General features: G+C 68.2%; 24 protein-coding genes. 10 read left to right on the top strand and 14 right to left on the bottom strand.

Annotated elements, in window-relative coordinates; all coding sequences use genetic code 11:
- Positions 1-33 precede the first annotated feature (33 nt).
- Entirely contained in the window at positions 34-222 is a 189-nt protein-coding gene (locus AC5RWG_RS08850; protein ID WP_494025179.1) for a DUF1918 domain-containing protein, read from the top strand.
- Positions 223-306: 84 nt separating this feature from the next.
- Here the strand turns inward: AC5RWG_RS08850 and AC5RWG_RS08845 are convergent, their stop codons facing one another.
- Positions 307-951, bottom strand: coding sequence for an SAM-dependent methyltransferase (locus tag AC5RWG_RS08845; RefSeq protein WP_494166788.1), 645 nt, complete (start codon positions 949-951; stop codon positions 307-309).
- A 161-nt stretch (positions 952-1,112) separates the two neighbouring features.
- Here AC5RWG_RS08845 and AC5RWG_RS08840 point away from each other — a divergent pair, with 161 nt between their 5' ends.
- A complete protein-coding gene (locus AC5RWG_RS08840) occupies positions 1,113-2,099 on the top strand; it encodes an LLM class flavin-dependent oxidoreductase (protein WP_494166787.1) in 987 nt (328 codons plus the stop codon).
- 15 nt (positions 2,100-2,114) lie between these two features.
- On the opposite strand, the gene AC5RWG_RS08835 is transcribed toward AC5RWG_RS08840, so the two are convergent.
- Positions 2,115-3,203, bottom strand: a complete 1,089-nt coding sequence (locus tag AC5RWG_RS08835) for a class I SAM-dependent methyltransferase (RefSeq protein WP_494166786.1) — start codon at positions 3,201-3,203, stop codon at positions 2,115-2,117.
- A 130-nt stretch (positions 3,204-3,333) separates the two neighbouring features.
- Positions 3,334-4,968, bottom strand: a complete 1,635-nt coding sequence (locus AC5RWG_RS08830; protein WP_494024203.1) for a LuxR C-terminal-related transcriptional regulator — start codon at positions 4,966-4,968, stop codon at positions 3,334-3,336.
- Positions 4,969-5,121: 153 nt separating this feature from the next.
- Here AC5RWG_RS08830 and AC5RWG_RS08825 point away from each other — a divergent pair, with 153 nt between their 5' ends.
- Entirely contained in the window at positions 5,122-5,724 is a 603-nt protein-coding gene (locus AC5RWG_RS08825) for a biotin transporter BioY (RefSeq protein WP_494000884.1), read from the top strand.
- A 260-nt stretch (positions 5,725-5,984) separates the two neighbouring features.
- Positions 5,985-6,647, top strand: coding sequence for a uracil-DNA glycosylase (locus tag AC5RWG_RS08820; RefSeq protein WP_494049324.1), 663 nt, complete (start codon positions 5,985-5,987; stop codon positions 6,645-6,647).
- Positions 6,648-6,831: 184 nt separating this feature from the next.
- Here AC5RWG_RS08820 and AC5RWG_RS08815 read toward each other — a convergent pair whose 3' ends face one another.
- From AC5RWG_RS08815 to AC5RWG_RS08805, 3 genes are read right to left on the bottom strand one after another with little or no spacing between them, the layout of a single operon-like run.
- The gene (locus tag AC5RWG_RS08815) at positions 6,832-8,022 is read right to left on the bottom strand and encodes an acetyl-CoA acetyltransferase (protein WP_494166785.1); all 1,191 of its coding nucleotides are present in this window, start codon (positions 8,020-8,022) and stop codon (positions 6,832-6,834) included.
- The gene (locus tag AC5RWG_RS08810) at positions 8,022-8,732 is read right to left on the bottom strand and encodes a CoA transferase subunit B (RefSeq protein ID WP_494166784.1); all 711 of its coding nucleotides are present in this window, start codon (positions 8,730-8,732) and stop codon (positions 8,022-8,024) included. Before AC5RWG_RS08810 ends, AC5RWG_RS08815 begins: the two co-directional genes overlap by 1 nt.
- A gap of 25 nt (positions 8,733-8,757) precedes the next feature.
- Positions 8,758-9,474, bottom strand: a complete 717-nt coding sequence (locus tag AC5RWG_RS08805; protein ID WP_494166783.1) for a CoA transferase subunit A — start codon at positions 9,472-9,474, stop codon at positions 8,758-8,760.
- A 264-nt stretch (positions 9,475-9,738) separates the two neighbouring features.
- Here AC5RWG_RS08805 and AC5RWG_RS08800 point away from each other — a divergent pair, with 264 nt between their 5' ends.
- Complete coding sequence (locus tag AC5RWG_RS08800; protein WP_494049328.1) at positions 9,739-10,500, top strand: IclR family transcriptional regulator; 762 nt, start codon at positions 9,739-9,741, stop codon at positions 10,498-10,500.
- Positions 10,501-10,553: 53 nt separating this feature from the next.
- The gene (locus AC5RWG_RS08795; RefSeq protein ID WP_494166782.1) at positions 10,554-11,600 is read left to right on the top strand and encodes a Gfo/Idh/MocA family protein; all 1,047 of its coding nucleotides are present in this window, start codon (positions 10,554-10,556) and stop codon (positions 11,598-11,600) included.
- Between the two features lie 194 nt (positions 11,601-11,794).
- Here the strand turns inward: AC5RWG_RS08795 and AC5RWG_RS08790 are convergent, their stop codons facing one another.
- The 3 genes from AC5RWG_RS08790 to AC5RWG_RS08780 form a co-directional block, all read right to left on the bottom strand.
- A complete protein-coding gene (locus AC5RWG_RS08790; RefSeq protein WP_494000878.1) occupies positions 11,795-12,427 on the bottom strand; it encodes a trimeric intracellular cation channel family protein in 633 nt (210 codons plus the stop codon).
- 109 nt (positions 12,428-12,536) lie between these two features.
- Entirely contained in the window at positions 12,537-13,193 is a 657-nt protein-coding gene (locus AC5RWG_RS08785; protein WP_494000877.1) for a response regulator, read from the bottom strand.
- Positions 13,186-15,063 carry a sensor histidine kinase gene (locus tag AC5RWG_RS08780; RefSeq protein ID WP_494166781.1) on the bottom strand — a complete coding sequence of 626 codons (1,878 nt, stop codon included), beginning with the start codon at positions 15,061-15,063 and terminating at the stop codon, positions 13,186-13,188. The genes AC5RWG_RS08785 and AC5RWG_RS08780 overlap by 8 nt, the downstream gene beginning before the upstream one ends.
- 160 nt (positions 15,064-15,223) lie before the next feature.
- Between AC5RWG_RS08780 and AC5RWG_RS08775 the strand changes: the two genes are divergently transcribed.
- Both AC5RWG_RS08775 and AC5RWG_RS08770 read left to right on the top strand, forming a co-directional pair.
- Positions 15,224-16,726: a CitMHS family transporter gene (locus AC5RWG_RS08775; protein WP_494025191.1), complete on the top strand. Its 1,503-nt coding sequence runs from the start codon at positions 15,224-15,226 to the stop codon at positions 16,724-16,726.
- Between the two features lie 317 nt (positions 16,727-17,043).
- A complete protein-coding gene (locus AC5RWG_RS08770; RefSeq protein WP_494167110.1) occupies positions 17,044-17,238 on the top strand; it encodes a hypothetical protein in 195 nt (64 codons plus the stop codon).
- A gap of 174 nt (positions 17,239-17,412) precedes the next feature.
- Here AC5RWG_RS08770 and AC5RWG_RS08765 read toward each other — a convergent pair whose 3' ends face one another.
- The 5 genes from AC5RWG_RS08765 to AC5RWG_RS08745 all read right to left on the bottom strand — a co-directional run bounded on the left by AC5RWG_RS08765 (position 17,413) and on the right by AC5RWG_RS08745 (position 23,513).
- The gene (locus tag AC5RWG_RS08765; protein WP_494166780.1) at positions 17,413-18,399 is read right to left on the bottom strand and encodes an AEC family transporter; all 987 of its coding nucleotides are present in this window, start codon (positions 18,397-18,399) and stop codon (positions 17,413-17,415) included.
- A gap of 102 nt (positions 18,400-18,501) precedes the next feature.
- Positions 18,502-19,830 carry an enolase C-terminal domain-like protein gene (locus AC5RWG_RS08760; RefSeq protein WP_494166779.1) on the bottom strand — a complete coding sequence of 443 codons (1,329 nt, stop codon included), beginning with the start codon at positions 19,828-19,830 and terminating at the stop codon, positions 18,502-18,504.
- 3 nt (positions 19,831-19,833) lie between these two features.
- Positions 19,834-21,435, bottom strand: a complete 1,602-nt coding sequence (locus AC5RWG_RS08755; protein WP_494166778.1) for an aldehyde dehydrogenase (NADP(+)) — start codon at positions 21,433-21,435, stop codon at positions 19,834-19,836.
- A gap of 93 nt (positions 21,436-21,528) precedes the next feature.
- Positions 21,529-22,473, bottom strand: coding sequence for a 5-dehydro-4-deoxyglucarate dehydratase (gene kdgD / locus AC5RWG_RS08750; RefSeq protein WP_494000869.1), 945 nt, complete (start codon positions 22,471-22,473; stop codon positions 21,529-21,531).
- 155 nt (positions 22,474-22,628) lie between these two features.
- Positions 22,629-23,513 carry a LysR family transcriptional regulator gene (locus AC5RWG_RS08745; RefSeq protein ID WP_494000868.1) on the bottom strand — a complete coding sequence of 295 codons (885 nt, stop codon included), beginning with the start codon at positions 23,511-23,513 and terminating at the stop codon, positions 22,629-22,631.
- Between the two features lie 160 nt (positions 23,514-23,673).
- Between AC5RWG_RS08745 and AC5RWG_RS08740 the strand changes: the two genes are divergently transcribed.
- Positions 23,674-24,678, top strand: a complete 1,005-nt coding sequence (locus AC5RWG_RS08740) for a tripartite tricarboxylate transporter substrate binding protein (protein WP_494013724.1) — start codon at positions 23,674-23,676, stop codon at positions 24,676-24,678.
- 49 nt (positions 24,679-24,727) lie between these two features.
- Complete coding sequence (locus AC5RWG_RS08735) at positions 24,728-25,279, top strand: tripartite tricarboxylate transporter TctB family protein (protein ID WP_494076475.1); 552 nt, start codon at positions 24,728-24,730, stop codon at positions 25,277-25,279.
- The last annotated feature ends 20 nt before the right edge of the window (positions 25,280-25,299 follow it).

Below are 25,299 nucleotides of genomic sequence, written 5' to 3'. Positions count from 1 at the left end.
TCCCCTAGGCTATGGGAAAGGAGGTGAGCGGTCATGATCGCAGCACCCGGAGACCGCATCGTCATCAGGGGCAGGACGGTGGACTCGGCTGACCGGCACGGCGAAGTCATCGAGGTCAGGGGCGACGGCGGAGCCCCGCCCTACTTCGTGAGGTTCGACGACGGGCATGAGAGCGTCGTCTTCCCCGGCACGGACTGCAGCATCGAGCACGCTGCCGGGTAAGAAGCCGCTGCCGGGTTAGAGACCCGCTGCAGACGGGGCGCGCTGCCGGGTGAGAGGCCCGCTGCATGCCACGTCCGATGCCGGCTAAACGGCCAGCCGCCGGGCGCGCAGGACGCTGTCCGTGATCGTGGCGGTCTGCCCGTCCGGGCCCGTGACCTCGCGGGGGACGGAGTCGAGCGTGTCGAGGGCCCAGTCCGGGAAACCTAGTCCGAGTGCATCGGCCAGCTCCCCGGCCGTGGGCAGAGGTTCCTCGGGTTCCGGATGTCCCGACCAGGGCGGAAACGATTCGTGGCCGACAACCAGCAACGTGCCGCCGGGTGCTACCGCGCGGGCCGCCGTGGCGAGAATGGCGTTCCGCGGCAGCTCGACCGGCGAGTGCAGGAATTGGGCGCAGACCAGATCGTAGCTTTCCTGCGGTTCCCAGCGGACCAGGTCCTGTCGGAGCCACCGGATGCGGTCCGCAACACCGGCTTCATCGGCGTGTTTGGCCGCCCGTTGCAGCGCGAGCCCGGACATGTCGAGGCCGGTGACCGTCCATCCCTTGCCGGCGAGCCAGATGGCGTCCGCGCCCTCGCCGCAACCCAGCTCCAGGGCGGTGCCGGACGGCAGGCCGGAGACCTCGCGGACCAGCATGGCGTTCGGCCGGCCGCTCCACACTTGGTCCCTTTGGCTGTAAAAGGACTCCCAGAACTGGTCGGGCTCTTCCCTACGGTCGTGATGATGCTCCATGCCTGCAGACTCTACGCCGGCGAGGTGACGGCGGCGACGGCCCGGCAGCCGGCCCCCACGGGCGGGGAGGGAAGAAATAAAGACGGGCACCGCCGTTGTTGTGCAGGATGTGTGCCCGCGGCAACCACCCCGGGCGTCCCGCAACGAAAGGCCCCGCCGACGTGAACGTACCTCTGTCCATCCTTGACCTGGCAACCATCGGCACGAACGAAACCGTGGGTGAAAGCCTGGCCGGCAGTGTGTCCCTGGCGCAGCGGGCGGAGGAACTGGGCTACCGGCGGGTGTGGTACGCCGAACACCACAACATGGCGTCGATCGCGTCCTCGGCCACCAGCGTGCTGATTGCCCACGTGGCGGCGCACACCAACAGCATCCGCCTGGGCGCCGGCGGCATCATGCTTCCGAACCATGCCCCGCTGACCATCGCCGAGCAGTTCGGCACGCTGGAGGCGCTCCATCCGGGACGGATCGATCTTGGCCTGGGCCGCGCACCGGGAAGCGACCAGAACACCTTGCGGGCGCTGCGCCGTGATCCGATGAGCGCCGAATCCTTCCCGCAGGACGTGCTGGAGCTGCAGGGCTACCTGACCGGACAGTCGCGCATCAAGGGCGTGGATGCGACACCGGGCAAGGGCACCAACGTGCCGCTGTACATCCTGGGCTCCTCGCTGTTTGGCGCGAAGCTGGCCGCGGCGCTGGGGCTGCCGTACTCGTTTGCCTCGCACTTCGCGCCTAATGCGCTGCAGGACGCCGTGTCCGTCTACCGCCGCGAGTTCCAGCCGTCGGAGCAACTCGCCGAACCGTACGTGATCGCCGGTGTGAACGCCATCGCCGCGGACAGCAACGAGGAAGCGCAGGAGCAGTTCCGGGTTGTCCGGCGCAGCCGCGTCTCGCTGCTGTTCGGCCGCGACCGGACCTTTACCGACGAGGAAGCGGATCTCATCCTGGACTCGCCGCAGGGCCAGCACGTGGAGCAGATGGTCAAGTACTCGGCCGTCGGGACGCGCGAGGCGGTGGCGGAGTACCTGGAAGGCTTCGCCAGGCATGCCGGCGCCGACGAGCTGATTGTGGCGTTCCAGGCGCCGACCGTCGCGCAGCGGCTGCGCGCGCTGGAGCTGACGGCCCAGGCCGCCGGGCTGGCCGCTTGAGCCGCCGTCGTTTGGTTACCGCTTGGCCGCGATGTAGTAGGCGTTGAACGGGTCCTGCTCGACGTCCTTGACGACCGTCCCGGAAAAGCCCGCATCCGCCAGCATGGACAGGGCAAGCTGCTGGCCCCATGCGGTGCCGAGTCCCGCGCCCCCCTGGCCCAGCGAAACGCTCATGCAGTGCATCACCGAAATGGTGTAGAGGAAGCCCGCCCAGGGCAGCGACACGTTGTCCTCCACATTGCTGGAGGCCCTCATGTCCACCATGAGGAAGGTTCCGCCGGACCGCAGGGCCGCGTGGATCTCGCCGAGCACGCTCGCCGGCTGGGCCTGGTCGTGGACGGCGTCGAAAGCGGTGACCAGGTCGAACCGTCCCGGTTCCTTCAGCTCGGCGACGTCCCGGACCTCGAACGAGGCATTGTGCAGGCCCATGCGCGCCGCTTCTTGCCGTGCCCGGGCGATTCCCTCCGGCGAGAAGTCGTAGCCGGTGAATCGGCTGGCGGGAAACGCCTGCGCCATTAGGTTGATGGCGTGCCCGCTGCCGCAGCCGACGTCGGCCACGTCGATGCCCCGGCGCAGGCGTTCGACCAACCCGTCGGCCAGCGGCAGGATCTCCTCGATCAGTCCGGCGTCGAAAACCGCCGAGCTTTCCTCCGACATCAGCTGGTGGAAGCGCGGATAGTCGGCATAGGACAGCCCGCCGCCCTGGCGGAATGCGGCGACGACCCCCTCCTCCACGCCGCCGAGCAGCGGGATGTACTGAAGCAGCCGCGCCAAGTTGTCCGGGCCGGCCGCCCTGGTCAGCGAGGCGGCGTGTTCGGCCGGCAGCCGGTAAGTGCGCGCAACCGGGTCGTACACCACCACTTGCGACGCGGCCAGGCCGTTGAGCCATTCGCGCACGTAGCGCTCGTCCAGCTCCGCGGCGTCCGCGATCTGCTGGCTGGTGGCCGGCGGCAACGCCGCCAGGGTGTCGAACAGCCCGGTCTGGTGACCGATGCTGGCCAGCATGGCCAGGGCGCCGTCGTTCAGGATGGTCAGACAGCGCTGCGCGAACGCTTCGGCGGACCGGGTGTCGAACTGCCCGGCAGCTTCCTGGATGGTGGTCATGGCTTCTCCCATGGTCTGGAAGCAGGCACCTGTTGCCTGCTGAATCCCACGGTAGGGAGCCGGCGGCACCGGGAACATCGGGCAAGTTCTGTGGGATCGGGCGGGTCGGATGGGGCAAAAGATGCAGGCGTCAGCGCCGCGTCAAGGGAGCGGTAACGCCGTGCTCGTGGGCCCACGCGGCGGCCGCGGTGCGGGACGAGACACCGATCTTGAGGAAAATATTGGCCAGATGCCTGCCGACCGTCTTCTGGCTGATGAACAGTGCGGCTGCCGTTTCCTTGTTCGTGGCACCGCGGGCGATGCAGGCAAGTACCTCCGCTTCCCGATCCGTCAGGCCGCCCGGGGACCTTTGGCCGTCCAGGCGGCGCACATCCGGCTCCGCCCCGAGCTCCCGGTAGATGGCCAGGGCCGTCGCCTCTTCCGACGCCGCGGTCTCCGGCTGGCCCAGCTTGCGGTGCACGGCGGCGAGCAGTTCGTACACCCGCGCGGTGTCGTGCCGGTGATGCAGGGAACGATAACCCTGCAGCGCGGACCTCAGCACGGAGAGGGCCTGCGCGGCCTGGCCGCCGGAAAACAGCAGGACCCCGCGGGCATGCCGTGCCCAGGCCAGGAAACCGGGGCTGCTGAAGTCACCGGCAGATTGCTCCAGTTCGCGGCAGTATTCCTCGGCTTCTGCCGTCAACTTCAGCTGCACGGCGAGTTCTACCGCGGGGAGCAGCATTTGTGCCCGGGTCAGCCGATCGTCGGACTCCAGCGCTGCCGACAGGCCGGCCCACGCGGCGTCGAGATGTCCGCGCGCGGCCAGCAGTTTGGCCTCGCCGGGCTGTGGCTCAACACCCAAGTCCCGCGCCCTGGCGTAGGAGTCGGTGGCGCCCTGCAGGTCGCCGCGCAGCCGGCGCAGCTCGCCGAGTTGGTAGTACCCTTCACCGGCGGCCCACACGTTTCGGTCCGCCAGTTCCGAGCTGCTTTGGGCAATCTCGCGTTCCACTCCGTCCCAATTGCCTTCTATGCTGCGGATTTGGAGCCGGTGGATGTGGCACACGCCGGAAAAGACCATGCCGCCCGCCAATTGCTCGCACCAGCGCTCGGTGGCTTCGGTCCATGCCCGCATCCGCGGCAGGTCGGCCAGCTGGTAGCAGGCGTGGAGTACCGTGCAATAGATGTCTCCCGACCAGGTTGGGGGCACCTGCCCGGCGAGGACCGGGAGCATCGCCTCGTCCAAGGCCGCGAAGCCCGAAGCCGTCCGCCCGGCCCGCAGATCGGCCAAACCTGTCAGCGTGAGGCTGAAGGAATGCAGCACGGGCGCGTTGAACCTCCGCCCCATCTGTTGCAGCTCCTCGGCGGCGGCCAAGGCCGGCTCCGGGTCTTCGGCAAACAGCAGCGCGTTGACGGTGTCCAGATACAGCAGGTAACCGTGGACCGGGCTCTGCGGGGCATCCAGCAGCATGCGCCTGGCGCGGTTGATCCAGCCGGAGGCGATCATCAGGTCCCCGCGCAGCGTCCACAGCAGTCCCAGATCCAGGGCCTTCATGGCGGCAGCGAGTTTTTCGCCGTCGTTCTCGTAGCGGTGGAAGACTTCCTCGGAGTCCATTACCGATTCGCGGACATCCCCCACCCACCAGGCGGCGTCGCCCAGCCGGGCCAGATCCTCCACGTCCAGTGGCGAGAGGCTGCGGGCCTGCTCGAATCCGTCATAGGCTGGGCGCCATTCACCGCGCGCGTAGGCATCGCGTGCAGTAGCCAGCAGTGTTTCGATTGGCTCCATAGCGCTCCTGCATTTCAGGGTAGTCCTCCCGCAGCCGGCAGGGAACTGCGTAATCATCGCCATAATCGGCTTTGCAGCGGAGGGCTGCCGGTACAGTGGTGCCGAAACCGGACCACAGTTTCCGCAAGGAAATGTCCCCGAGAAGGAGCAAACATGAGTTCAGCCGCCGTTGCGCGACAGGGTGTCCTGGCCGACGCCCTGGTCCCCAGCACCGCCTTGGCCAACACCGCGCTGGTTGTCGGAGGGGCAGGCCTGACCGCCGTCATGGCGCAGCTGGCCGTCCCGCTGTGGCCGGTCCCGATCACCGGCCAGACCCTGGCCGTCCTGCTGGTCGGCAGCACGCTGGGCCCGGTCCGCGGCATGCTGTCGATGGCCCTGTACTGGGTGGCCGGCGTGGCCGGCATGCCGGTGTTCAGCGACGCCTCCTCCGGCCTGGCCGCCGCCGTTGGCCCGACCGGCGGCTACCTGGTGGGCTTCATCGCCGCCGCGGGGCTGACCGGCTGGCTGGCCAAGCGCAACTGGGACAAAAAGTTCCTGGGCGCCACCGTTTCATTCTTGGCGGGCACCGTGATCACCTTTGTCTTCGGCATGGCCTGGCTGGCCATTTCCCTGGGCGCCGACCTGCAGCAGACGCTCGAGTGGGGCCTGTACCCGTTCATCATCGGCGGCATTGTGAAGTCGCTGATCGCGGCAGCCGCCATGCCGGCCGCGTGGAAGCTGGCGGCCCGGCTGCCCAAGGACTCTGCCCGCGCCTAGCGGCTGGGTGGCCAAGCGCCTGGGCGGCGGGCTTTCGCGCCCGCTGCAGCCTGACAATTTCACAGCGCGACGCCGGTGCCCGGGCGGGGATTCTTCCTCGCCCGGGCACCGGCGTCGTTGCTATCTCCCTGCACACTCGTGGTGAGAAGATGCAGCGAACAGGGCCGTTTCGCTGCATCTTCCCGCCACTGGATGGTTAGCGATCCGGGGGCGCGGGTTCAGGTTCCACCGTCGCCGCGCTGATCGCTTAGGTTGGGATGGTGACGGCGCAGCAGGAAATCAGGGACTTTGTGGTGCGGCTGGGGGAGTTCGAGACGGGCCCGGCGAGCCGCAACTTCTTCTCGTCATCCGTGCCGGCGAACGCAGCGCGCCGGCACAACATCGCCAGGTACTTGGAACAGATGCTGGAACGCCGGCCCAAGGTCCTGCTGGTCGGGGAGGCCCCCGGGTACCGCGGCATGACGGTGACCGGGGTCCCCTTCACCAACAAGGCGCTGATTTCAGGGCGTGACCCGTTCGGCATGTTCGGCCCGGGCAACGGTTACGTGGTTCCGCCGGAGGTCCAGACCGTGCCGGCGGAGCCGACGGCAACGGTGATGTGGAACGTGCTGGCCGATCTGGACTTTCTGCCGTTGCTCTGGAGCGCGTACCCGTTTCACCCTCACCAGCCCGGCCGGCCGCACTCCAACCGGACGCCCTCAAGCGCCGAAATCCAGGCCGGCTTGCCGCTCTGGCAGGAATTGGCCCGCATTTTCGGCATCGACACACTCGTTGCCGTGGGGAACATAGGGCACCGCAGCGTTGCGGCGGCCGGGCTCAACGTGCCGAAGGTCCGCCACCCGGCCCACGGCGGCAGGGAGCTGTTCCGCCGGGGGCTGCAGGAGTTGCTGGAGGCCGGCATCAACCACGGCGCGGCGACGTAAGTCACTATGATCGTCCGGGGGCCTGCCCGACGTCAGGTCGGCACGGCGGCAAGGCTGCACGGCCGCTTTCCGAACGCGGTCTCCGGCACCGGGAGCCACGGGGGCCGGAAAGCAAACCAGCCAGGGACGCGAACGGGCACCCGGCCGGTCGCCGGGCGCCCGTTGCCGCCAACCCAGAGAGGGACTACACCGCTTCGAGCACGCTGACGTAGTTGGCGATCGCCAGGCCGCCCATATTGTGCACTGCCGCCCGCCGGGCGCCCGGGAGCTGCATGTCCCCGGCAGTGCCGGACAGCTGCATGGCGGCCACCACGTGCTGCGAGACGCCGGTGGCGCCGACCGGGTGGCCCTTTGCCTTCAGCCCGCCGGACAGGTTCACCGGCAGCTTGCCGTCCCGGTACACCCAGCCTTCCTCGATGGCGCGGCGGCCCTCGCCGGCCGGGGTCAGCCCCATGACCTCGTACATGATCAGCTCGGCGATGGTGAAGCAGTCGTGCAGCTCCGCCAGGTCCAGGTCCTCCAGCCCCACCCCGGCCATATCCAGGGCGCGCCGCCACGCGGCGCGGCTGCCGGCGAAGGCGGTGGGATCGCGCTTCTCTGTCGGCATGAAGTCGTTGGCGTGGCCGAAGCCGGCCAGCCGGACTGCAGCCGCCGCGGCACCGGAACGCGGCGACTCGGTGCTGAGCACCACGGCGGCGGCACCGTCCGAGACCGGCGAGCAGTCCGTGCGGCGCAGCGGCTCGGCGACCACGGGGTTCTTGTCCGAGACCGTCCGGCAGAACTCCTCACCCAGATCCTTACGCAGCTGCGCGTAGGGGTTGGCCACACCGTTGCGGTGGTTCTTCGCGGCGATCGAGCCGAGGACGTCGCCCACCTCGCCGTAGCGCTTCTGGTAGTGCTTGGCGGTCTCGGCAAAGAGGCCGGCAAACCCGGTGGAGCTCGGCTTGCCGGCGGCCTCGTAGTCGGCGCCCAGCAGGGCAGCGCCCACCACGTCGGCGCCGGCATGGGTCATCTTCTCGGCGCCGATCACCAGCACGTTGTGCGCCGCGCCGGCCAGCAGCGACTTGGCACCCTGCTGCACGGCCGCCGAACCGGACGCGCAGGCGTTCTCCACCCGCGTGGCCGGCACGTTCGCCAGATCGTCGGAGACCTGCAGGGCCAGCGAGGACGCAAAGCCCAGCGGCACCATGCCGGAGTTGAACTGGCCCAGGTAGATCTCGTCGATCTGCCCCGGCTCCAACCCGGCGTTGGCGATGGCCTCCCGGGCCACCCCGACAATCAGCGATTCCAGCGTCTCGTCGGCCAGCTTGCCGAAGGGGGAGTGCCCCCAGCCGGTCAGCAGGATGTCCCGGCCGAAATGTTGCTTCAGGCTCATCAGTGAGTTCCTTCCAGCGCTGTTTCCCGTGCGCCGGCCGGTTCGGCGGCGGCTTCGTCCAGTTCAGGGGCGACGGCGAAGTCCGGCTCGGTCTTCTCCCGCACCTCGGCCACGGTGACGCCCGGCGCCAGGCGGACCAGCCGCAGCGGGAGGGCACCGTCGTCGTCGTCAATGTCGAAGACGGCGAGGTCCGTGATGATCCGGTTGACCACCTTCACTCCGGTCAGCGGCAGCGAGCATTCGTTAACGATCTTGGGCGTGCCGTCCTTGGCGACATGCTCGGTGAGCACCACCACGCGTGGGGTGCCCGCGACCAGGTCCATGGCGCCGCCCATGCCCTTGACCATCTTCCCGGGGATGGTCCAGTTGGCCAGGTCGCCCGCGGCGGAGACCTGCATGGCGCCCAGGACAGCGGTCTTCACGTGGCCGCCGCGGATCATGCCGAAACTGGTGGCCGAATCGAAGATGGAGCCGCCGGGCAGCACCGTCACGGTCTGCTTGCCGGCGTTGATCAGATCCGCGTCCTCGTCGCCCTCGTACGGGAACGGGCCCATCCCCAGCAGGCCGTTTTCGCTCTGCAGCACCACCCGCACGCCGTCCGGCAGGTTGTTGGCCACCAGCGTGGGGATGCCGATGCCCAGGTTGACGTAGTCTCCGTCGTTCAGTTCGGCGGCCGCGATGGCCGCCATCTCGTCTCGTGTCCAAGCCATGATGTGCTCCTTCTGGTCTGAAATCTCAGGCGCCGACGGCGGCGGGGCGGGGGCGGACGGTACGCTGCTCGATGTCCTTGGCGCGGTCCAAGGCCTGCACGAGGCGCTGGACATACACGCCCGGGGTGACGATGTGGTTCGGGTCCAGAGCACCCGGCCCCACGATCACCTCGGCCTCGGCGATGGTGACGCGGCCGGCGGTGGCCACCACAGGGTTGAAGTTGCGGGCGGTGTAGCGGTAGATCAGGTTGCCGTCCGTGTCGGCGGTGTGGGCGTGGACGAGGGACAGGTCGGCCACGATCCCGCGCTCCTGCACGTAAAGCTCGCCGTCGAACTCCTCGTGCGGCTTGCCTTCGGCGATCACCGTGCCCACCCCGGTCTTGGTGTAGAAGGCCGCGATGCCCGCGCCGCCGGCGCGAAGGCGCTCGGCGAGCGTGCCCTGCGGGTTGAACTCGACCTCCAGCGTGCCGGCCAGGAACTGCTGGGCGAACAGCTTGTTCTCGCCCACGTAGGAGGCCAGCACCTTGCGGACCTGCCCGGCCTCGATCAGCACGCCCAAACCCTTGCCATCGACGCCCATGTTGTTCGAGACCACCGTCAGGTCCTTGACGCCGGAATCGCGCACCGCGTCGATCAGGTCCGCGGGGATGCCGGAGAGCCCGAATCCTCCCACCGCAATGGTCATGCCGTCATGCAGCACGCCTGCCAGAGCGGCGGCGGGTCCTGCGGTCAGTTTGGACATATGCTTCCTCCTCGTTGAGTGCCGTCCGCAGCCACTCGTCCTGACCTGGCGCGGAACTTGTCCATCTTGTGGACAGCTGTTATCCGGCAGACTAGTGCGGCCGCCGCGCAACCGTCAACGGGCGGCCAAGAACTGCATTCACAGTGTGGACAGTGGCGGGTAGACTGTCCACATTGTGGATCTGCGGGGCGGCATAACCGACCCGGCCCGGCCGCCAGACCGCCAGGAGGACAATTGCCGGACAAGCAGGTACAAGGAGCCCAAGTGGTCGGCCGGGTAGCCCGGCTGCTGCGGATCGTCGGACGCGCCCCGGAGACCGGCGCGGCCCTGGCGGACATCGTCCGGGCCTCGGGCCTGACCCGGCCCACGGTCTACCGGCTACTGAACTCCCTCGCCGCCGAGGGCCTGCTGGACCATCATGCGGAGACCGGCACCTGGCATCTGGGCCCGGAGCTTTATGTGCTCGGGTCGGTGGCCGCTGGCCGCTTTGCGATCGAGGACCTGGCCCGGCCGCGCCTGCAGCGGTTGGCGGATGAAACGGGCGAGAGCGCCTTTCTGTCCATCCGGCGGGGCGACGAAACCGTCTGCCTGGTCCGGGTTGAAGGCAGCTTTCCGGTCCGCTCCTTTGTACTGCACGAAGGCGTCCGCTTCCCGCTGGGCATCGCTTCGGCCGGGCTGGCCATCATGGCCTTTCTGGAGGACGGGGAAATCGACCGGCTGCTCGACGACGGCGGTGCCCGGGTTGAGCGCTTCGGCCCGGCCCATGCGCCGGACAAGATCCGCGCGAACCTGGCCGAAACCCGGCAGCGGGGCTATACCGTCAACCCGGGGCTGATCCTGGAGGGCAGTTGGGGGATGGGTGCGGCCGTCTTCGACCGGCACGGCCAGCCGGCCTGGGCGCTGTCGCTGACCGGCATCGAACAACGGTTCCGGCCCGACCGGCAGGAGTTCCTCGGCAAGCTGCTCCTGGAGGAGGCGCACATCCTCACGCAGCAATTGCGTGAACAGCCCCAGGTCCGCCGTTAGGCTCGAGGCAGCCGGGCACCTTCGACCGGCACCAGAACACCCTAGGAGCAACGATGGCAGGGCACAACCCGCTGCGCACCGCCGTGATCGGCTACGGACTCTCCGGCAGGGTCTTCCACGCGCCGTTGCTGGAGGCCGCGAGCGGGTACTCGCTGGACGCGATCGTCACGGCCAATCCCGAGCGGGCGGCACAGGCGGCGGCCGGGCACCCGCGCGCCCGGATCGTCTCAACGGCGGAAGAACTCTTCAACGCGCCGAAGCCGCTTGACCTCGTGGTGGTGGCCACCCCGCCGGCCAGCCACTACGCGCTCGCCGACGCCGCGATTGACCGCGGCCTGCACGTGGTGGTGGACAAGCCCTTCGTCCCCGCATCCGCCCAAGGCGACGCCCTGCTGGCCAAGGCCGGACGGGCCGGCATGGTGCTCTCCGTCTTCCACAACCGCCGCTGGGATTCGGATTTCCTGACCCTGAAGCAGCTGATCGGCGACGGCGAACTCGGCCGGGTGCACACCTTCGAGTCCCGCTTTGAGCGCTGGAAGCCGGAGGGTCTGCGGGCCTGGAAGGCAACGGCCGGCGTCGTCGGCGGAGGCGGCATCCTCTTCGACCTTGGCGTCCACCTGATCGACCAGGCGCTCACGCTCTTCGGGCCGGCCGCCACGGTCTACGGCGAGACCGCCCGCCACACCGCCCCCGCAGCATCCGCCGCCGACGAGGATGCCTTCGTCTCCCTGCGGCACGAATCGGGCGTGCGCTCGCGGTTGTCGATGAACCTCATCTCCGCGCTGCCCGCGCCGCGGTTCCACGTGCTCGGCTCGGCCGCCGCCTTCACCTCCCGGGGGCTGGACGGCCAGGAGGCCGCGCTGGCGGCCGGCGCGGTTCCCGGGGCCGCCGGATACGGCGAGGAGCCCGAAGAGCGGTGGGGAACCCTCGGCACGCCGCACCATGCCCGCAAGGTTCGCTCCGTGGCCGGGGCCTACCCGGAGTTCTACCGGCAGCTGGCGGCGGCCATCCACGACGGCGCCCCGGTTCCCGTCGAGCCCGCCGACGCCGTGGCAGCCATCCGCATCATCGAGGAGATCCACCGGCAAAACCGGACATAAGGGCGGGCAGCGGCGCCGACACAAGATGCCCCAGAGCGGCCGTGGGCCCCCCCCAGCCGCGGCTTCCGTCCGGCCGCCGCGTGGGGCCAGGGCCGCCGCTTCCGTCCAGCCGCCGCAGCCGTCCCGCCGCGGCTTCCGCCCAGCCGCCGCAGCCGTCCCGCCGCGGCTTCCGCCCAGCCGCGGGTGTTCCCTGATCAGCCGTCGTCCTGCGGCAGGCGCGATACCGGGGCCGCGTGCGGAATGTGCCAGCCATAGTGCAGGGAGACCACACGGAGCCCGAACACCACCGCGGCCACGCCCACGGCGGCCAGCGTTCCGTAGACCCCGGCAAACCACAGCACCACCACCAAGGCCGAACCCAACATGGCGGGCACGGCATACAGATCGTCCGGGCTGAACAGTTGGGGCACCCGGTTGGCCACGACGTCACGCAGTATGCCGCCGCCCACGGCAGTGGTCAGGCCCAGCAGCGCCGAGGCGACAGGGTTCATGCCCAGGCTCAGGGCCTTGACCGTCCCGGTGATGCAGAACAGTGCCAGCCCGCCGGCGTCGAAGATCAGCAATGGACGCTGCATGCGTTCCACGCTGCGGAACAGGAAGAAGACCACCAGCGCTGCCACCACCGGCGGGACGAAGTACAGCGGATTGTTGAAGGCACTGGGGACGGTATCCAGAATTACGTCCCTGATGATGCCGCCGCCCAGACCGGCCAGGGAGCCAAGGAACACGGAACCGATGATGTCGAATTTCCGGCGGGCCGCCAACAGGCAACCGGACATGGCAAAAAAGAAGGTGCCGAAAAGATCCAGTACCAAGCCAACGGTCATGCCTGCCATCCAATCATTGCCCGCCCCTGTTCCTGCCTCTGCCCGCCGTTGCGCGGCCACAAAAACCAGTCCGGTGGTGCCCCGGACCGGCCGACGGCCCCGCCCTGAGTCACCCGGCCCGGCCGTAACGGTGCTCTGGGCGCCCGGTGCTGCCATAGCGCAAATGGATTTCGACGGCGCCGTCGTCCGCCAAAGCAGACAGGTACCGCTGGGCAGTGGCCCGGGAGATGCCAACCGTCTGCGCTACTTCCGCCGCGGACCGCTGCAGCCCGGGTGCCAACGACTCCAGTACGGCGGCCTCCGTGGCCGACCGGGTCCGGGCCGCCACGGCGGCCTCGGCCGGGTGCAGGGCGTGCAGCGCGCGGTCCACCGTATCTTGGTCCACGGCCGGCTGCTCAGCCAAGAGGCGGCGGTAGCGCGCGTAGGCACGCAGTTTTCTCGCCAGCTGCTCCGACGTGAACGGCTTGATCAGGTAGCCGAGCGCGCCGCGGCGCAGTGCTTTGCGGATGGACGCTGCGTCAGCTGCGGCGGTCAGCATGATCGTGTCCACGTCGACTTTCCGCAGCAGGTCCAGTCCCAACGCATCGGGAAGGTACACATCCAGCAGCATCAGGTCCGGTGCCTGGCCGTGAGCCGAGCGCAGCGCCTGCTCGGCGCTTCCGACAGGCGCCAGCGCGCTGAACCCGGGGACGGAATCAACGTATCCGGCATGCAGGCGCCCCACGTGAAAATCGTCGTCGACAATCAGCACCTGTAGATCAGTCATGGTTTCCTCCTGGTGGTACAGGTTCGACCGTGCCCGGCAGCCTCGCGCAGAATACGGCTCCCGGCCCGAACGTGCGCCCTGGATCTGCCACCCAGACGTCCCCGCCGCGGCGCCGAGCCAGCCGGCGGCTCAACGACAGCCCGAAGCCTTGGCCGTGGATGTCGGGCAGGCCCGACACGTCGTCCGGCGGCGCGGTCTTGATCGATGGGTGGTCTCTCGACGGGTCTGCCGTCGAGTAGCCCTCGGCGAAGATCTGGTCAATGCTGGCGGCCGCTTCTCCGGCGGCCGGGTGGTCGGCGGCGAGGCCGGACAGCCCGTCTCCTGAATCTGCCACCACCAGGTGCAGCGTTCCACCGTCTTCCGTTAACTCGTCCATGACCTCGACTTCCACCCAGCGGTCCGGGTTGCTCCCGAGCACAGCGGCCCGGACGGCGTTGTCCACCAGGTTCCCGATCACCGTGGTGACATCCTGCGGGTCGGTGACCCGGCCGCGCACCAGCGTCTCGGGACCGACTCGGAGCACCACGCCGCGCTCGGCCGCCTCCATGCTCTTCGCTCCGATGAAAGCCTGCAGGTAGGCGTCCCGCAGCAGGTCGGCCTGTTCGGCCGGGTAGTTCAGCGGTCCGGTCTGCATGATGGACGTGAGGTATTCCTGGGCGCGGTCCGGGTGCCCCGTGGCGAGCAGGCCGGAAATGGTGTGCAGCCGGTTGGCGAATTCGTGCCGCTGTGCCCGCAGCGCGGTGCTCAACGCGCCCACGGCGTCCAGCTGGCGGGTCAGCGACTGGACGGCCGTGCGGTCGCGCAGCATGATCACCCAGCCCAGTTCGGGTGCACGCGGAACTACGGCGCCGGTGCCCGTTCCGGGACGGTAGCCGCGTCTGCCCGGGGTGCGGCTGGCCTGGACTTCGCGCGCGGATAGGATCAGCACCCGGGAACCAACCACCAGCTCCACGGTGGGCGATTGCGGATCGGCGGCGTCCAGCAGCCCGGCCAAGGCATCGGGCAGCACAGATGCCCCGGCGCCGGGGATCTCCAGCTCGGCCAGCGGCCGGCCGACGAGGTCCGCGTCGATGGGAAAGCCCAGCAGCCGTTTGGCCTCGCGGTTGAACACGGTGATCCTGCGGTCCGCGGAAACACCGATGACGCCCTCGTCCACGCCGCGAAGCACCGCCTCCTGGTCCTGGGCCAGCGCCGCGATCTCCTCCGGTTCGAGTCCGAGAGTCAGGCGCTTGAGCCTGCGGCCCAGCAGCAGGGAAGCGGCCATCCCCAGCGCCAGAGCCCCGGCAGTCGTAAGCGCGATGGGCAGGATGCTCCGGGCCAGGGACTGCAGCACGTCTTGGCTGGAGAAGCCCACACTGACTTCGCCCACCACGGATGCGGACCCGGGAGCGTACACGGGAACCTTGGCCCGCGCGGAATGCCCCAGCGTGCCCTGTTCCTGTTCGGTGACCTCGCGGCCGGCCAGTGCTTCCGATGGGTCGGTGCTGACCATGCGGCCCAGCTCGGCCGGATTGGGGTGGGCCAGCCGCAGGCCTGTGTCGTCGGTGATCACAACGAACAGGGCTCCGGTCCGGAGCCGGACGTCCTCGGCCAGTGCTTGGAGCGGTCCGTTCTCCAGTGCCCTTGCGGACAGCTGATCGGGCCCGGCATCGACCAGCGCGGCGGTCTCGGCGCGGACGTCGCCGGACGCCGCGACGGCCCGTGCCGCGGCGAGGGCCTGGCCTTCGGCGTCTTCGCCCAGCCGCTGGTAGGTCAGCCAGCCCAGAACGGCGGCGGAGAGAAGGAGCACCACGGCCACGACGGCCAGTTGGAGGAACAGCATGCGGGCCGAAAAGCCCATCCGGGGCGGTCGCCTGCCCCCGTTCTCCATGGTGCCTCCCGGGTGCGGCCCTCGGCCTGTGAGCTAAATGAGCAAAACGTGCTCAATAAGCAGTATGCACCTGAAGGGCGTTTAACCGCCATTCGTGACCCGGACCACCCTAATGTCTGTAAAGCCGGTCACACCGGCTGCATTAGACAAAGGAGTTGCTGTGCTGGTTTTCCTCGGCTTCGCAATGATCGCGGTCTTTATGGCGCTGATCATGACCAAGAAACTGACGCCTGTTTTAGCCCTGATCATTGTGCCGACTGTTTTCGGCCTCTTCGCAGGGGCCGGCCTCGGCCTGGGCGACATGATCCTCGAGTCGATGAAGTCGTTGACATCCACAGCGGCGCTGCTGATGTTCGCCATCATCTTCTTCGGCCTGATGATCGATGTCGGACTGTTCGACCCACTGGTGCGCTTCATCCTGCGCACGTTGGGCAACGACCCGGCCAAGGTTGTGCTCGGCACCGCGGTGCTGGCCGCCGTCGTCTCGCTGGACGGCGATGGTTCCACCACCTTCATTCTGACGACGGCGGCCATGCTGCCGATCTACCTGCGGCTGGGCATGAGCCCGGTGGTGCTCACCTGCGTCGCCGGCCTAGCCAACGGCACCATGAACATTGTTCCATGGGGAGGTCCGACGGCACGCGCTGCTGCCGCCCTGGATGTCTCCCCGACCGACGTGTTTGTGCCGATGATTCCATCCCTGCTGGCAGGCATCCTTGTCGTGATGGTCTTCGCCTGGACGCTCGGTTTGAGCGAGCGCAAGCGGTTGGCGGGCGGCAATCCCAAGGCCACCGCCAAGGGCAAGCCCGATCTGTGGGCGGATGCTGCCCGGGACGACGACGGCGGTGCCGGCAGCTCCGCTGGAAACTCCGGCGTTGGCAGGGGCCGCGGCAGGCGCGGAGCCGGGTCCGGGAAGCCCGTCCCGGGTACCTCGACGGTCGGCGCTCCGGCCGGTGGCTCTGTCGCTGTTCTGGAGGCTCCAGAGGAAGGCCCGGTGGGCGGATCCCTGACCGACTCCGCCCTGGACCCCAACCGGGCCACCCTGCGTCCGCATCTGTTCTGGTTCAATCTGGCCCTGACCGTGGCCGTCATGGTGATCCTGGTGCTGGACGTCGTTCCGCTGGCCTACGTCTTCATGGTCGGGGCCGCCATTGCCTTGGTGGTCAACTTCCCGAACGTCAAGGAACAGGCCAACCAGTTGGTCGCGCACAGCAAGAGCATCGTCGCCGTCGTCTCCATGGTGATGGCAGCCGGGGTCCTGACCGGCGTGCTGAACGGCACCGGCATGGTTGACGCCATGGCAGCCTGGCTGGTGGACATCATTCCGGACTCGATGGGGCCGTTCATGGCCGTGATCACCGGGGTGCTCAGCATCCCCATGACCTTCTTCATGAGCAACGACGCGTTCTACTTCGGTGTGCTGCCGGTGCTGAGCGAAACTGCCGCCCACTTCGGCATCGCCCCCGCCGAGATGGCACGGGCCTCCATCACAGGCCAGCCCGTACACATGCAGAGCCCGCTCGTCCCTGCGATCCTGCTGCTGGTGTCGCTGGCCAGCGTGGAACTGGGCGACCACCACAAGAAGGTGCTGTGGCGTGCCACCGTCGTTTCGCTGGTGATGCTGGCCGTCGGTGTCCTGCTGGGCGCCATCCCCTGGGGCTGAGCCGCCAGCCAAATACGACGCGGCGCCGCCGTCTGGTTTCGACCACCGGACAGTGGGCGCCACCGCTCAACCTTGCAGAAAACCGGTCCCGATAATTTGTCCGGAAAACCGGTTCCGCGGCCGCAATGAAGGAGGCCCCCAACCAAGAAAAGGAGAAAGCCGAGAAGTGGGCCGCTGTGACCACGGTGAAGGCTACACGGGCGTTGGCGAGCAAAGACCAGACGCAGCTGAGGTAGGGACCGCTGGCCTGGAGTGCCTAAGGTTCCGGCCCGTCTTGAGCCGCTGCTCGCCGACGCCGGGATAGACCAGACCATGACATCAAGGTCTATCCCGGCGCCGGCCGCCGCTTCCTCAACAACCATGGCCCGTCGGAGCTGACATTCGGGGACAAGGTGCTCGCCAAGCTGGTTGCCGCTGGCTATCACGAGCCGTCTGCCGAGGACGCGCGCAGGCGCATCCTCGCCTTTTTCCAGGAACGCCTGCACCCTGGCCTGAGGGGGGAAGCGCGATGACATACCGCAGCCTGAAGGGAGCGCTACGGGCAGCGCGGGCTGCAGCCGGTTTCACCGCCGGCTACCCGTCAGTTGTGCGGCCACGCCGGCTCCCCTTGGGTCATGCAGACCCGTCAGGTCTTGAACCTCCAACGCCTCGCCGAGTCCACGAGCGTCCGAGTTCCGCCGGAGGGCTCAGCCCAGCAGCAGGGCGACCAGCAGGACGGCGGGCAGCGAGAGCAGGGAGCTCAGGAAGATGATGTCCCGCACCAGGGTGGACTGCATGCGGAACTGGCTGGTGAACAGGAAGACGTTCTGCGCCGTCGGCAAGGCCGCCATGACGACCACGCCCAGCAGCGGGACGCCGCCGACATCGAACACGAAGTGCGCCAGCGCCCACGCGATGGCCGGCATCAGGGCCAGCTTGACCACGGAGCCGAGCGCGACGTCGGCCCGCAGGGCGCGCTGGGTCAGCGGCTTTTGCCCGCGCAGGCTCATGCCGAACAGCATCAGCAGCAACGGAATGGACGCGTTGCCGAGCATTTCCACCGGCGTCCAGAGCACTTCCGGCAGGCGCAGCCCGGTCACGGAGATGAGCGCCCCGACGGCGGTGGCGACGGTGACCGGATTGAGGATGGACTTGATCACGGTGCGCCAGAGCGGGACAGCCGCGTCAGCACCGCCGTCGTCCGGTGAAAGCTTTCCCTTAGCCGCCTTCCGCTGGCACCAGGCGAAGACGGTCAGGTACACGGGCGCGATGACCAGCAGCTGCGCCAGCAGCACCGAAACGACCGGGTCGGCGCTGCCCACGGCGTAGAGGGCGATCGGCACCCCGATGTTTCCCGCGTTGACGTAGGTGGAGGCCATGGCGCCACCGGCCGTCTGCGCTGCCGGGCGGCGCAGCACGAAGCGGCTGAACAGCGCATAGACCGCTCCCGCGAGGGCGGCGGTCATCAGCGCAATCGGAGTGTAGACGCCGACGACCGACGCGAGATCCGCCTCGGACAGCAGCACCAGCATCAGCGCCGGATTGGTGATGTAGTAGATCACCGGCGTCAGTCCGCGCTGCATCTCCGGCGCCTTCTGCGGGACGATGGCTGCGGCGGCAAAGCCGACGGCAACAATCACCAGCACCACGCCGAAGCCGAGCAGCACACCTTCCACGGAACCTCCAGAACTCACGGCTCTGCCCGGGCCGGCGCAAAACGCGCGGCCGGGCAGAGGTCAAACGGCGGGACACAAGAAGACCGCCCGCCCCGCAGGGTGCGGAGCGGGCGGCGGGTACTAGCGGACCAGGCAGGGGCGTTTGGGGTCGAATTCCCAGCCGGGCACCAGGTACTGCATGGCGACGGCGTCGTCGCGTGCGCCGAGGCCGTGTTCCAGGTACAGGGCGTTGGCTTCGGCGAGGCGTTCGCCGTCCAGTTCGATCCCGAGGCCGGGGGCCTGCGGGACCTTGATCTCGCCGTCGCGGATCAGCAGCGGTTCCTTGGTCAGGCCCTGGCCGTCCTGCCAGATCCAGTGCGTGTCCAGCGCGGTGATTTCGCCCGGGGCGGCGGCGCCGACGTGGGTGAACATGGCCAGTGAGATGTCGAAGTGGTTGTTTGAGTGCGAGCCCCAGGTCAGGCCGAACTCGTTGCACAGCTGCGCGACGCGGACGGAGCCGGCCATGGTCCAGAAGTGCGGATCGGCCAGCGGAATGTCGACGGCGTTGGTGCGCACTGCGTGGGCCATTTCGCGCCAGTCGGTGGCGATCATGTTGGTGGCGGTCTGCAGGCCGGTGGCGCGGCGGAACTCGGCCATGGCCTCGCGGCCGGAGAACTTGCCTTCGGCGCCGCAGGGGTCCTCGGCATACGCCACCACGGCCTGCATGCGCTGGCCCAGCCGGATGGCGTCCTGCAGCAGCCAGCCGCCGTTCGGATCCAGCGTGATGCGGGCGTCCGGGAAGCGCTGTTTGAGCGCGGTGACCGCGTCGACCTCCAGGTCGCCGGCCTGGACGCCGCCCTTGAGCTTGAAGTCCTGGAAGCCGTAGCGGGCCTGCGCGGCTTCGGCCAAACGGACCACGGCCTGCGGGGTCATGGCTTCTTCGCGGCGCACCCGTTCCCAGTCGTCCGCGCCGTGGGGTTCGCGCAGGTACGGCAGGTCGGTGGCGTCCGGGTTGCCCACGTAGAAGAGGTAGCCGAGCATCGGCACCGCGTCGCGCTGCTGGCCGTCGCCGAGCAGTTCGGCCACGGGAACGCCCAGGAACTGGCCGTGCAGGTCAAGCAGCGCGGATTCGATGGCGGTCACGGCATGCACGGTGGTGCGCAGGTCGAAGGTCTGCAGCCCCCGGCCGCCGGCGTCGCGGTCGGCGAAGGCCGCGGCGATCTCGCGCAGCAGGCTGCGGAAGCGGGCCACCGGGCGGCCGGTGATCAGGGCGCCGGCGTCTTCGATGGTGGTGCGGATTTTCTCCCCGCCAGGGACTTCGCCCAGGCCGGTGCGGCCGTCGGAGTCGGTCACGATGACCACGTTGCGGGTGAAGAACGGCCCGTGCGCGCCGGAGAGGTTCAGCAGCATCGAGTCGTGCCCGGCGACCGGGACCACCTCGACGGCGGCAATGGTGGGTTGGTTGCTCATGCGTTACTCTCCGGCCAGTTCCAGTGCGCCGTCGATGCGGCGGTTCAGCTTCCAGGGGTTCTCCTGCTGCACCGGTGCCGGCAGCAGGGCATCGGGAATGTTCTGGTAGGCCACCGGGCGCAGGAACCGCTCGATCGCCAGCGTGCCCACCGAGGTGGTGCGGGTGTCGGAGGTGGCCGGGAAGGGGCCGCCGTGGACCATCGCGTGCCCGACCTCGACGCCGGTCGGCCAGCCGTTGGCCAGGATGCGGCCGGCCTTGCGCTCGAGCACCGGCAGCAGCGGGGCCACCGTGGCGTGGTCCTCGTCGGTCATGTGCAGCGTGGCGGTCAGCTGCCCTTCGAGCCGCTTGGCCGCAGCCAGCAGGTCCTCAATGGAGGTGTAGCGGACCAGCAGCGAGGCCGCGCCGAAGATTTCCTCGTGCAGCACCTCATTGGTCAGGAAGGTGCGGACGTCGGTGCCGAAGACCGCCGGCGCGGGGGCGTTCTGCGTGGCGCCGTCCTGGCCGCGGGCCACCAGCTCCACCCCGTCCTGCTTGCCGAGGGAGTCGACGCCGGCGATCCAGGAGTCGGCGATGCCGCGGGTCAGCATGGTCTGGCCGGCGGCCGGAGCCAGGGCGCGGTTCACGGCCGCCGCGAACGCGTCCCCGGCCTCCCCGGCGGGCACGAAGGCAAGCCCGGGAGCGGTGCACAGCTGCCCGCTGGAACCGGTGACAGAGCCGACGTAGGCCGCGGCCAGCGCGTCCAGGTCGCCCTGGAGCGCGCCGTCGAAGAAGAACACCGGATTGATCGAGCTCATCTCCGCATAGACCGGGATCGGTTCCGGCCGTGCCGCGGCGGTGGCCACCAGGGCGGTGCCGCCGGAGCGGGACCCGGTGAACCCGACGGCCTTGATCGCCGGATCGGCGACCAGCGCCTGCCCGATGCTGGCGCCGGGGCCGTAGACCAGGGAGAACACGCCCGGATGCAGGCCGGCCTCGGCCACCGCGTCGGCGATGGCGTGGCCGACGATTTCGCTGGTGCCGGGGTGGGCGTTGTGGGCCTTGAACACCACCGGGCAGCCGGCCGCCAGCGCCGAGGCGGTGTCTCCGCCGGCGGTGGAGAAGGCCAGCGGGAAGTTGCTGGCACCGAACACGGCGACCGGGCCCAGCGGAACCTTGCGCTGGCGGATCTCGGCCCGCGGCATCGGCCGGCGGTCCGGCTGGGCCGGATCGATGCGCACGCCGCGGTGGTCGCCCTGGCGCACTACCGCGGCGAACAGGCGCAGCTGGCCGGTGGTGCGGCCGCGTTCCCCGTTCAGCCGCGCGGCGGGGAGACCGGTTTCGGCCATCGCGCGTTCGACCAGCTCTTCACCGACGGCTTCGATGTTCTCGGCGATCTTCTCCAGGAAGGCGGCATGCGTTTCCGGCTCCAGCGTGCTGAAGGAGGCGAAAGCTTCCTCCGCCGCGGCAGTGGCGGTCGCCAGCTGGGCCGCGTCGATCAGGCTGTAGGCCGGTTCGAGGACTTCGTTGGTGGCAGGGTCGAAGCCGTTGACAGTGCCGCCGGTACCGGTCACGGCTTCGCCGGCAATGATCGAATGGCCTGTCAGAGTTGTCTGCGTGCTGGGCATCGGATGCTCCTTCTGGACTGGGGATGGTCTGCGGTGGCTGCTGGGCGGAAAGCGGCCGCCCCGTGCAGGGCGGCCGCTTCCCGGGCGCGGAACCTAGGCGTTCTGCCGGACGTCTGCCGGGCGGATGCCGGCGGCCTCAATCAGGGCCGACAGGTCGGCGATGTCCTTCTCGGTTAGGTCCTGCAGCGGCGGGCGGACGAAGCCTGCGTCGCGGCCGACGGCCTTCAGGCCGCCCTTGACGATGGAAACACCGTATCCCTTAACCCGGTCGCGGATGTCCAGGTAGGGGAGCACGAAGCGGTTGAGCTTCTCGGTCACCGCATCGCGGTCTTGGTTGCGGACGTCGCGGTAGAAATCCAGGGCGAACTCCGGCACGAAGTTGTACATGGCGGAGGAGTAGGTGCTCATGCCCAGCTGCAGCAGCGGCAGGGCAAAGGTCTCCGCCGTCGGCAGCCCGCCCAGGTAGAACAACCGGTCACCGTTCTTGGCGTAGACCTTGGTAAGGTGCTCGATGTCGCCCAGGGCGTCCTTGAAGCCGATGAAGTTCGCGTGCCGGTCGGCCAGGGCCGCCACGGTGTCCGCGGCGTAGATGGCGTTCGCCCTGTTGTAGACGATGACGCCGATGTTGGTGGCGGCGCATACGGCCGAAACGTGCGCCAGCAGGCCGGCCTGGTCGCATTCGGTCAGGTATGGCGGCAGCAGCAGCAGGCCCTCGGCTCCCGCGGCCTCCGCGTCCTTGGCGTTCTGGATGGCTTGGGCGGTGGAGCCGCCGGCCGAAGCAAGCACCGGAACCCGGCTGCCGGCCTCCTCAACGGCCATCCGGACCACGCGGGCGGACTCGGCCGGAGTCAGGCTGAAGCCTTCGCCGGTGCCGCCGGCGGCAAACAGGCCTGCGACATCGAAGCTGGACTGCCAGTCCAGGTGGTTGCGGTAGGCGGCTTCGTCGATGTTCAACTCCGCATCAAACGCCGTCACTGGGAATGACAACAGCCCGTCCTTGAGCTTGTCTGCGAGTTCATGGGGCGTGTACTGGGCCACGTGCATCTTCCTTTGCGATGGTGCCGCGGGCGGCGGGTTGAATGCGTTGGCTCCACCCTAGGAAGACAACGTGATGCCTGTCCAAGCCCTCTTTTGTATGGATTGATGCACTAAGAGTATTGACGTTCGGAGACGCGGTGGTGGTCGGCTGGCAGCTAGGAGGCTTTGGCCCACACGCTCTCCAGCATCCTGCGTAGCGCGGGGTTGTGCGAGTTCCGGTTCCAAATGGCATGCAGTTCCACCGAGTCCGGCGCGAGTTCGGGCAGATGCAAGTAGCTGACGCCATCGACTCCCAGCAGTTGTGCCGATTCGGGCACGAAGGCCACACCTCGGCCGGCCGCCACCAGCGCCACCATGGTCAGGATCTGGCTGACGGTGTGCACGACGTTGCCGTGCTCGATCGGGATTTGGCGCACCACCAGATCGTAGAAATAGCGCGCCTTGATCGGTGAATGCATGATGAGCGGCACGTCTTTGAGGTCGGCCACGGCCAGCGGACGTGCCAGTTGATCCAGCGGGTGCCCGCTGGGAACTGCGAGCATCAGGTTTTCCGACAGCATCAGGTGCGATTCGAAGAGGTCTGTGTCGAAGGGCGGGCGGGCCAGCCCCAGGTCAAGGTCGCCGTCCATAATGGCTTGAACCTGCTCCCCGGTCACCAGTTCCTCGAGTTCGACGTCGACATCGGGCAGTTCCAGTGCAATCTCGGCGAGCAGGGGTCCGAGTACGCTGAAGGCGGTGGCGGCAGTGAAGCCGATCCGGATCTCACCCGCCCGGCCGGCGGCGATGCGGCGTGCGGTTCGGGGCGCCCGGTCTGCCGACACCACCAGCTTCCGCGCCTCGGAGAGAAAGGCGTGTCCGGCGGCGGTCAATGCCACCTTGCGGTTGTCCCGCTCCAAGAGTTCGACGCCGATGCTGCGCTCCAGTTTCTGGATCTGCCTGCTGAGCGGGGGCTGGGTCATGCTCAGCCGTTCGGCGGCGCGGCCGAAATGCAACTCTTCGGCGACAGCGATGAAACTTCGGGCCTGGTCCAGGGTGAACATGATGCCTTTCAAGTATCATTCAATGCACTAATGGGCTTGGACATGCATCATAGTCTCTTTCTAAGCTCGATGTCCGAGCCACTAGTGACCTGTCTCATATGAGTCGGGTCACGGCCGAGACCCGTTCGAACATCGCTGTTCATCGAGCAAGGAGCCCGAAGTGAAAGCACTCTCCATCCGCCGGACCGTTCTAGGTCTGACCGCTGCCTCTGCTGCGCTGGCGTTGACCGCTTGCGGCGGCAACGTTGGGGGCGGCACTGCCGCCGAGGGGGACAGCTTCCCCAACGGCCCCATTACTCTGACCGTCGGCCAGGCTCCGGGCGGGTCGACCGACCTGATCGCGCGCACCGCGGCCGAAGGTATGGCCGACGAGCTCGGCGTCGCTGTTCCGGTGGTGAACAAGCCCGGTGCCAACGGCGCCCTGGCAACGCAGGAAGTCGCGGCAATGGAGCCCGACGGACAGAACCTCGTCCTGCTGAATGCCTCGCTGATCACTATCACTCCGCTGGCAGTATCTGAAGACGAAGCCGTCAGCCTTGACGACCTGGATGTCATCAAGGGCCTCTCTCAGGACGACTACGTGTTGGTTGCCAGCGCCGAATCCGGTTTTGAAAACCTGGACGATATCAAGAACAGCTCCAAGAAGCTGACCTTCGGCACCACCGGCGTGGGCACCGGCTCGCAGCTGTCCCAGGCCATCCTGTTCGCCCAGGCCGAGATCAAGGGCACCGCGGTGCCGTTCGATTCGGGTTCCCCCGCGCTGACCGCTGTCATGGGCAACCAGGTCCAGCTGGCCACCATCCAGCTGGGTGAAGCCAAGCCGCAGATCGACGCCGGCAAAGTCAAGCCGATCGTTGTCTTCTCCGACGAGCGCAACACCTTCCTGCCGGACGTCCCCACCGCCATCGAAGAAGGCTACGAAGTCCCGGTCTCCCAGTACCGCGCCCTGGCTGCCCCGAAGGGACTGCCCGAGGATGTGAAGGCCAAGCTGGTCGAGTCGGTCGAGGCCGCCCAGGCCACCGACACGTACAAGGCCTTCAACGAGAAGAACATGCTGACCCCCAAGGAAATCTCCGGCGAGGAAGTCGTCCAGCAGTGGAACGACTTGGCTGCCAAGTACAAGGAGCTCACCGAGAAGTACGACATCTCGCTGGCCGGCGAGTAGCAACACCCACGTGAGGCCGTCCGGCCTCCACAGCGAATCGAGTTAAACCATGACGCCCCACCGCGAGACGCCAGCAGAAGGCACTGAGTCAGTCGACGTCGTCGACGATGACCTGACACCGGAGGAACTGGCTGCCCAATGGGAAGCCGAGGCCGCACCGCCGGCAGGACCCATTGCCAACCTCGCATCATCCCTCGTGGTGCTCGCGCTGGGCGTGGCGGGGCTCGTCATGTCGCTCGGTCTGGGGCTGGGAACGCCCTCCCAGCCCCGGCCCGGCATGTGGCCGTTCGTGGTCAGCCTGATCATCGCTGTCCTCGCGCTCGCCCAACTGGTTGTTGGGCGGCGTGGGGGCCGCGACGGGGAAAAATTCTCCAAACTGTCCTGGCTTGCGGCCATTGGGTTTGCGACCCTGCTGATCATGGTGTTGCTGATGCCGCTGATCGGCTTCGAGGTCCCTGCACTGCTCCTCTGCCTGGTCTGGATGAAGTTCCTCGGCGGTGAATCCTGGCGTGGCGCCATCATCTACTCGCTGCTGATTGTTGCCGCGTTCTACGCCATCTTCATCCTTGCCCTGGGAACGTCGATTCCCCACCTGTTCTAGCGGGTTGTGCACTCCCACGG

The sequence above is a fragment of the Arthrobacter sp. Y3221160 genome, assembly GCF_059092585.1.
This window is presented reverse-complemented; position numbering and strand designations above follow the sequence as displayed.

Bases quoted from the DNA above. Each gene is read 5' to 3' on its own strand.
- AC5RWG_RS08850 (WP_494025179.1), top strand. From the start codon at position 34: ATGATCGCAGCACCCGGAGACCGCATCGTCATCAGGGGCAGGACGGTG.
- AC5RWG_RS08845 (WP_494166788.1), bottom strand. From the start codon at position 951: ATGGAGCATCATCACGACCGTAGGGAAGAGCCCGACCAGTTCTGGGAG.
- AC5RWG_RS08835 (WP_494166786.1), bottom strand. From the start codon at position 3,203: ATGACCACCATCCAGGAAGCTGCCGGGCAGTTCGACACCCGGTCCGCC.
- AC5RWG_RS08830 (WP_494024203.1), bottom strand. From the start codon at position 4,968: ATGGAGCCAATCGAAACACTGCTGGCTACTGCACGCGATGCCTACGCG.
- AC5RWG_RS08825 (WP_494000884.1), top strand. From the start codon at position 5,122: ATGAGTTCAGCCGCCGTTGCGCGACAGGGTGTCCTGGCCGACGCCCTG.
- AC5RWG_RS08815 (WP_494166785.1), bottom strand. From the start codon at position 8,022: ATGAGCCTGAAGCAACATTTCGGCCGGGACATCCTGCTGACCGGCTGG.
- AC5RWG_RS08810 (WP_494166784.1), bottom strand. From the start codon at position 8,732: ATGGCTTGGACACGAGACGAGATGGCGGCCATCGCGGCCGCCGAACTG.
- AC5RWG_RS08805 (WP_494166783.1), bottom strand. From the start codon at position 9,474: ATGTCCAAACTGACCGCAGGACCCGCCGCCGCTCTGGCAGGCGTGCTG.
- AC5RWG_RS08795 (WP_494166782.1), top strand. From the start codon at position 10,554: ATGGCAGGGCACAACCCGCTGCGCACCGCCGTGATCGGCTACGGACTC.
- AC5RWG_RS08790 (WP_494000878.1), bottom strand. From the start codon at position 12,427: ATGACCGTTGGCTTGGTACTGGATCTTTTCGGCACCTTCTTTTTTGCC.
- AC5RWG_RS08785 (WP_494000877.1), bottom strand. From the start codon at position 13,193: ATGACTGATCTACAGGTGCTGATTGTCGACGACGATTTTCACGTGGGG.
- AC5RWG_RS08780 (WP_494166781.1), bottom strand. From the start codon at position 15,063: ATGGAGAACGGGGGCAGGCGACCGCCCCGGATGGGCTTTTCGGCCCGC.
- AC5RWG_RS08760 (WP_494166779.1), bottom strand. From the start codon at position 19,830: ATGAGCAACCAACCCACCATTGCCGCCGTCGAGGTGGTCCCGGTCGCC.
- AC5RWG_RS08755 (WP_494166778.1), bottom strand. From the start codon at position 21,435: ATGCCCAGCACGCAGACAACTCTGACAGGCCATTCGATCATTGCCGGC.
- AC5RWG_RS08745 (WP_494000868.1), bottom strand. From the start codon at position 23,513: ATGTTCACCCTGGACCAGGCCCGAAGTTTCATCGCTGTCGCCGAAGAG.
- AC5RWG_RS08735 (WP_494076475.1), top strand. From the start codon at position 24,728: ATGACGCCCCACCGCGAGACGCCAGCAGAAGGCACTGAGTCAGTCGAC.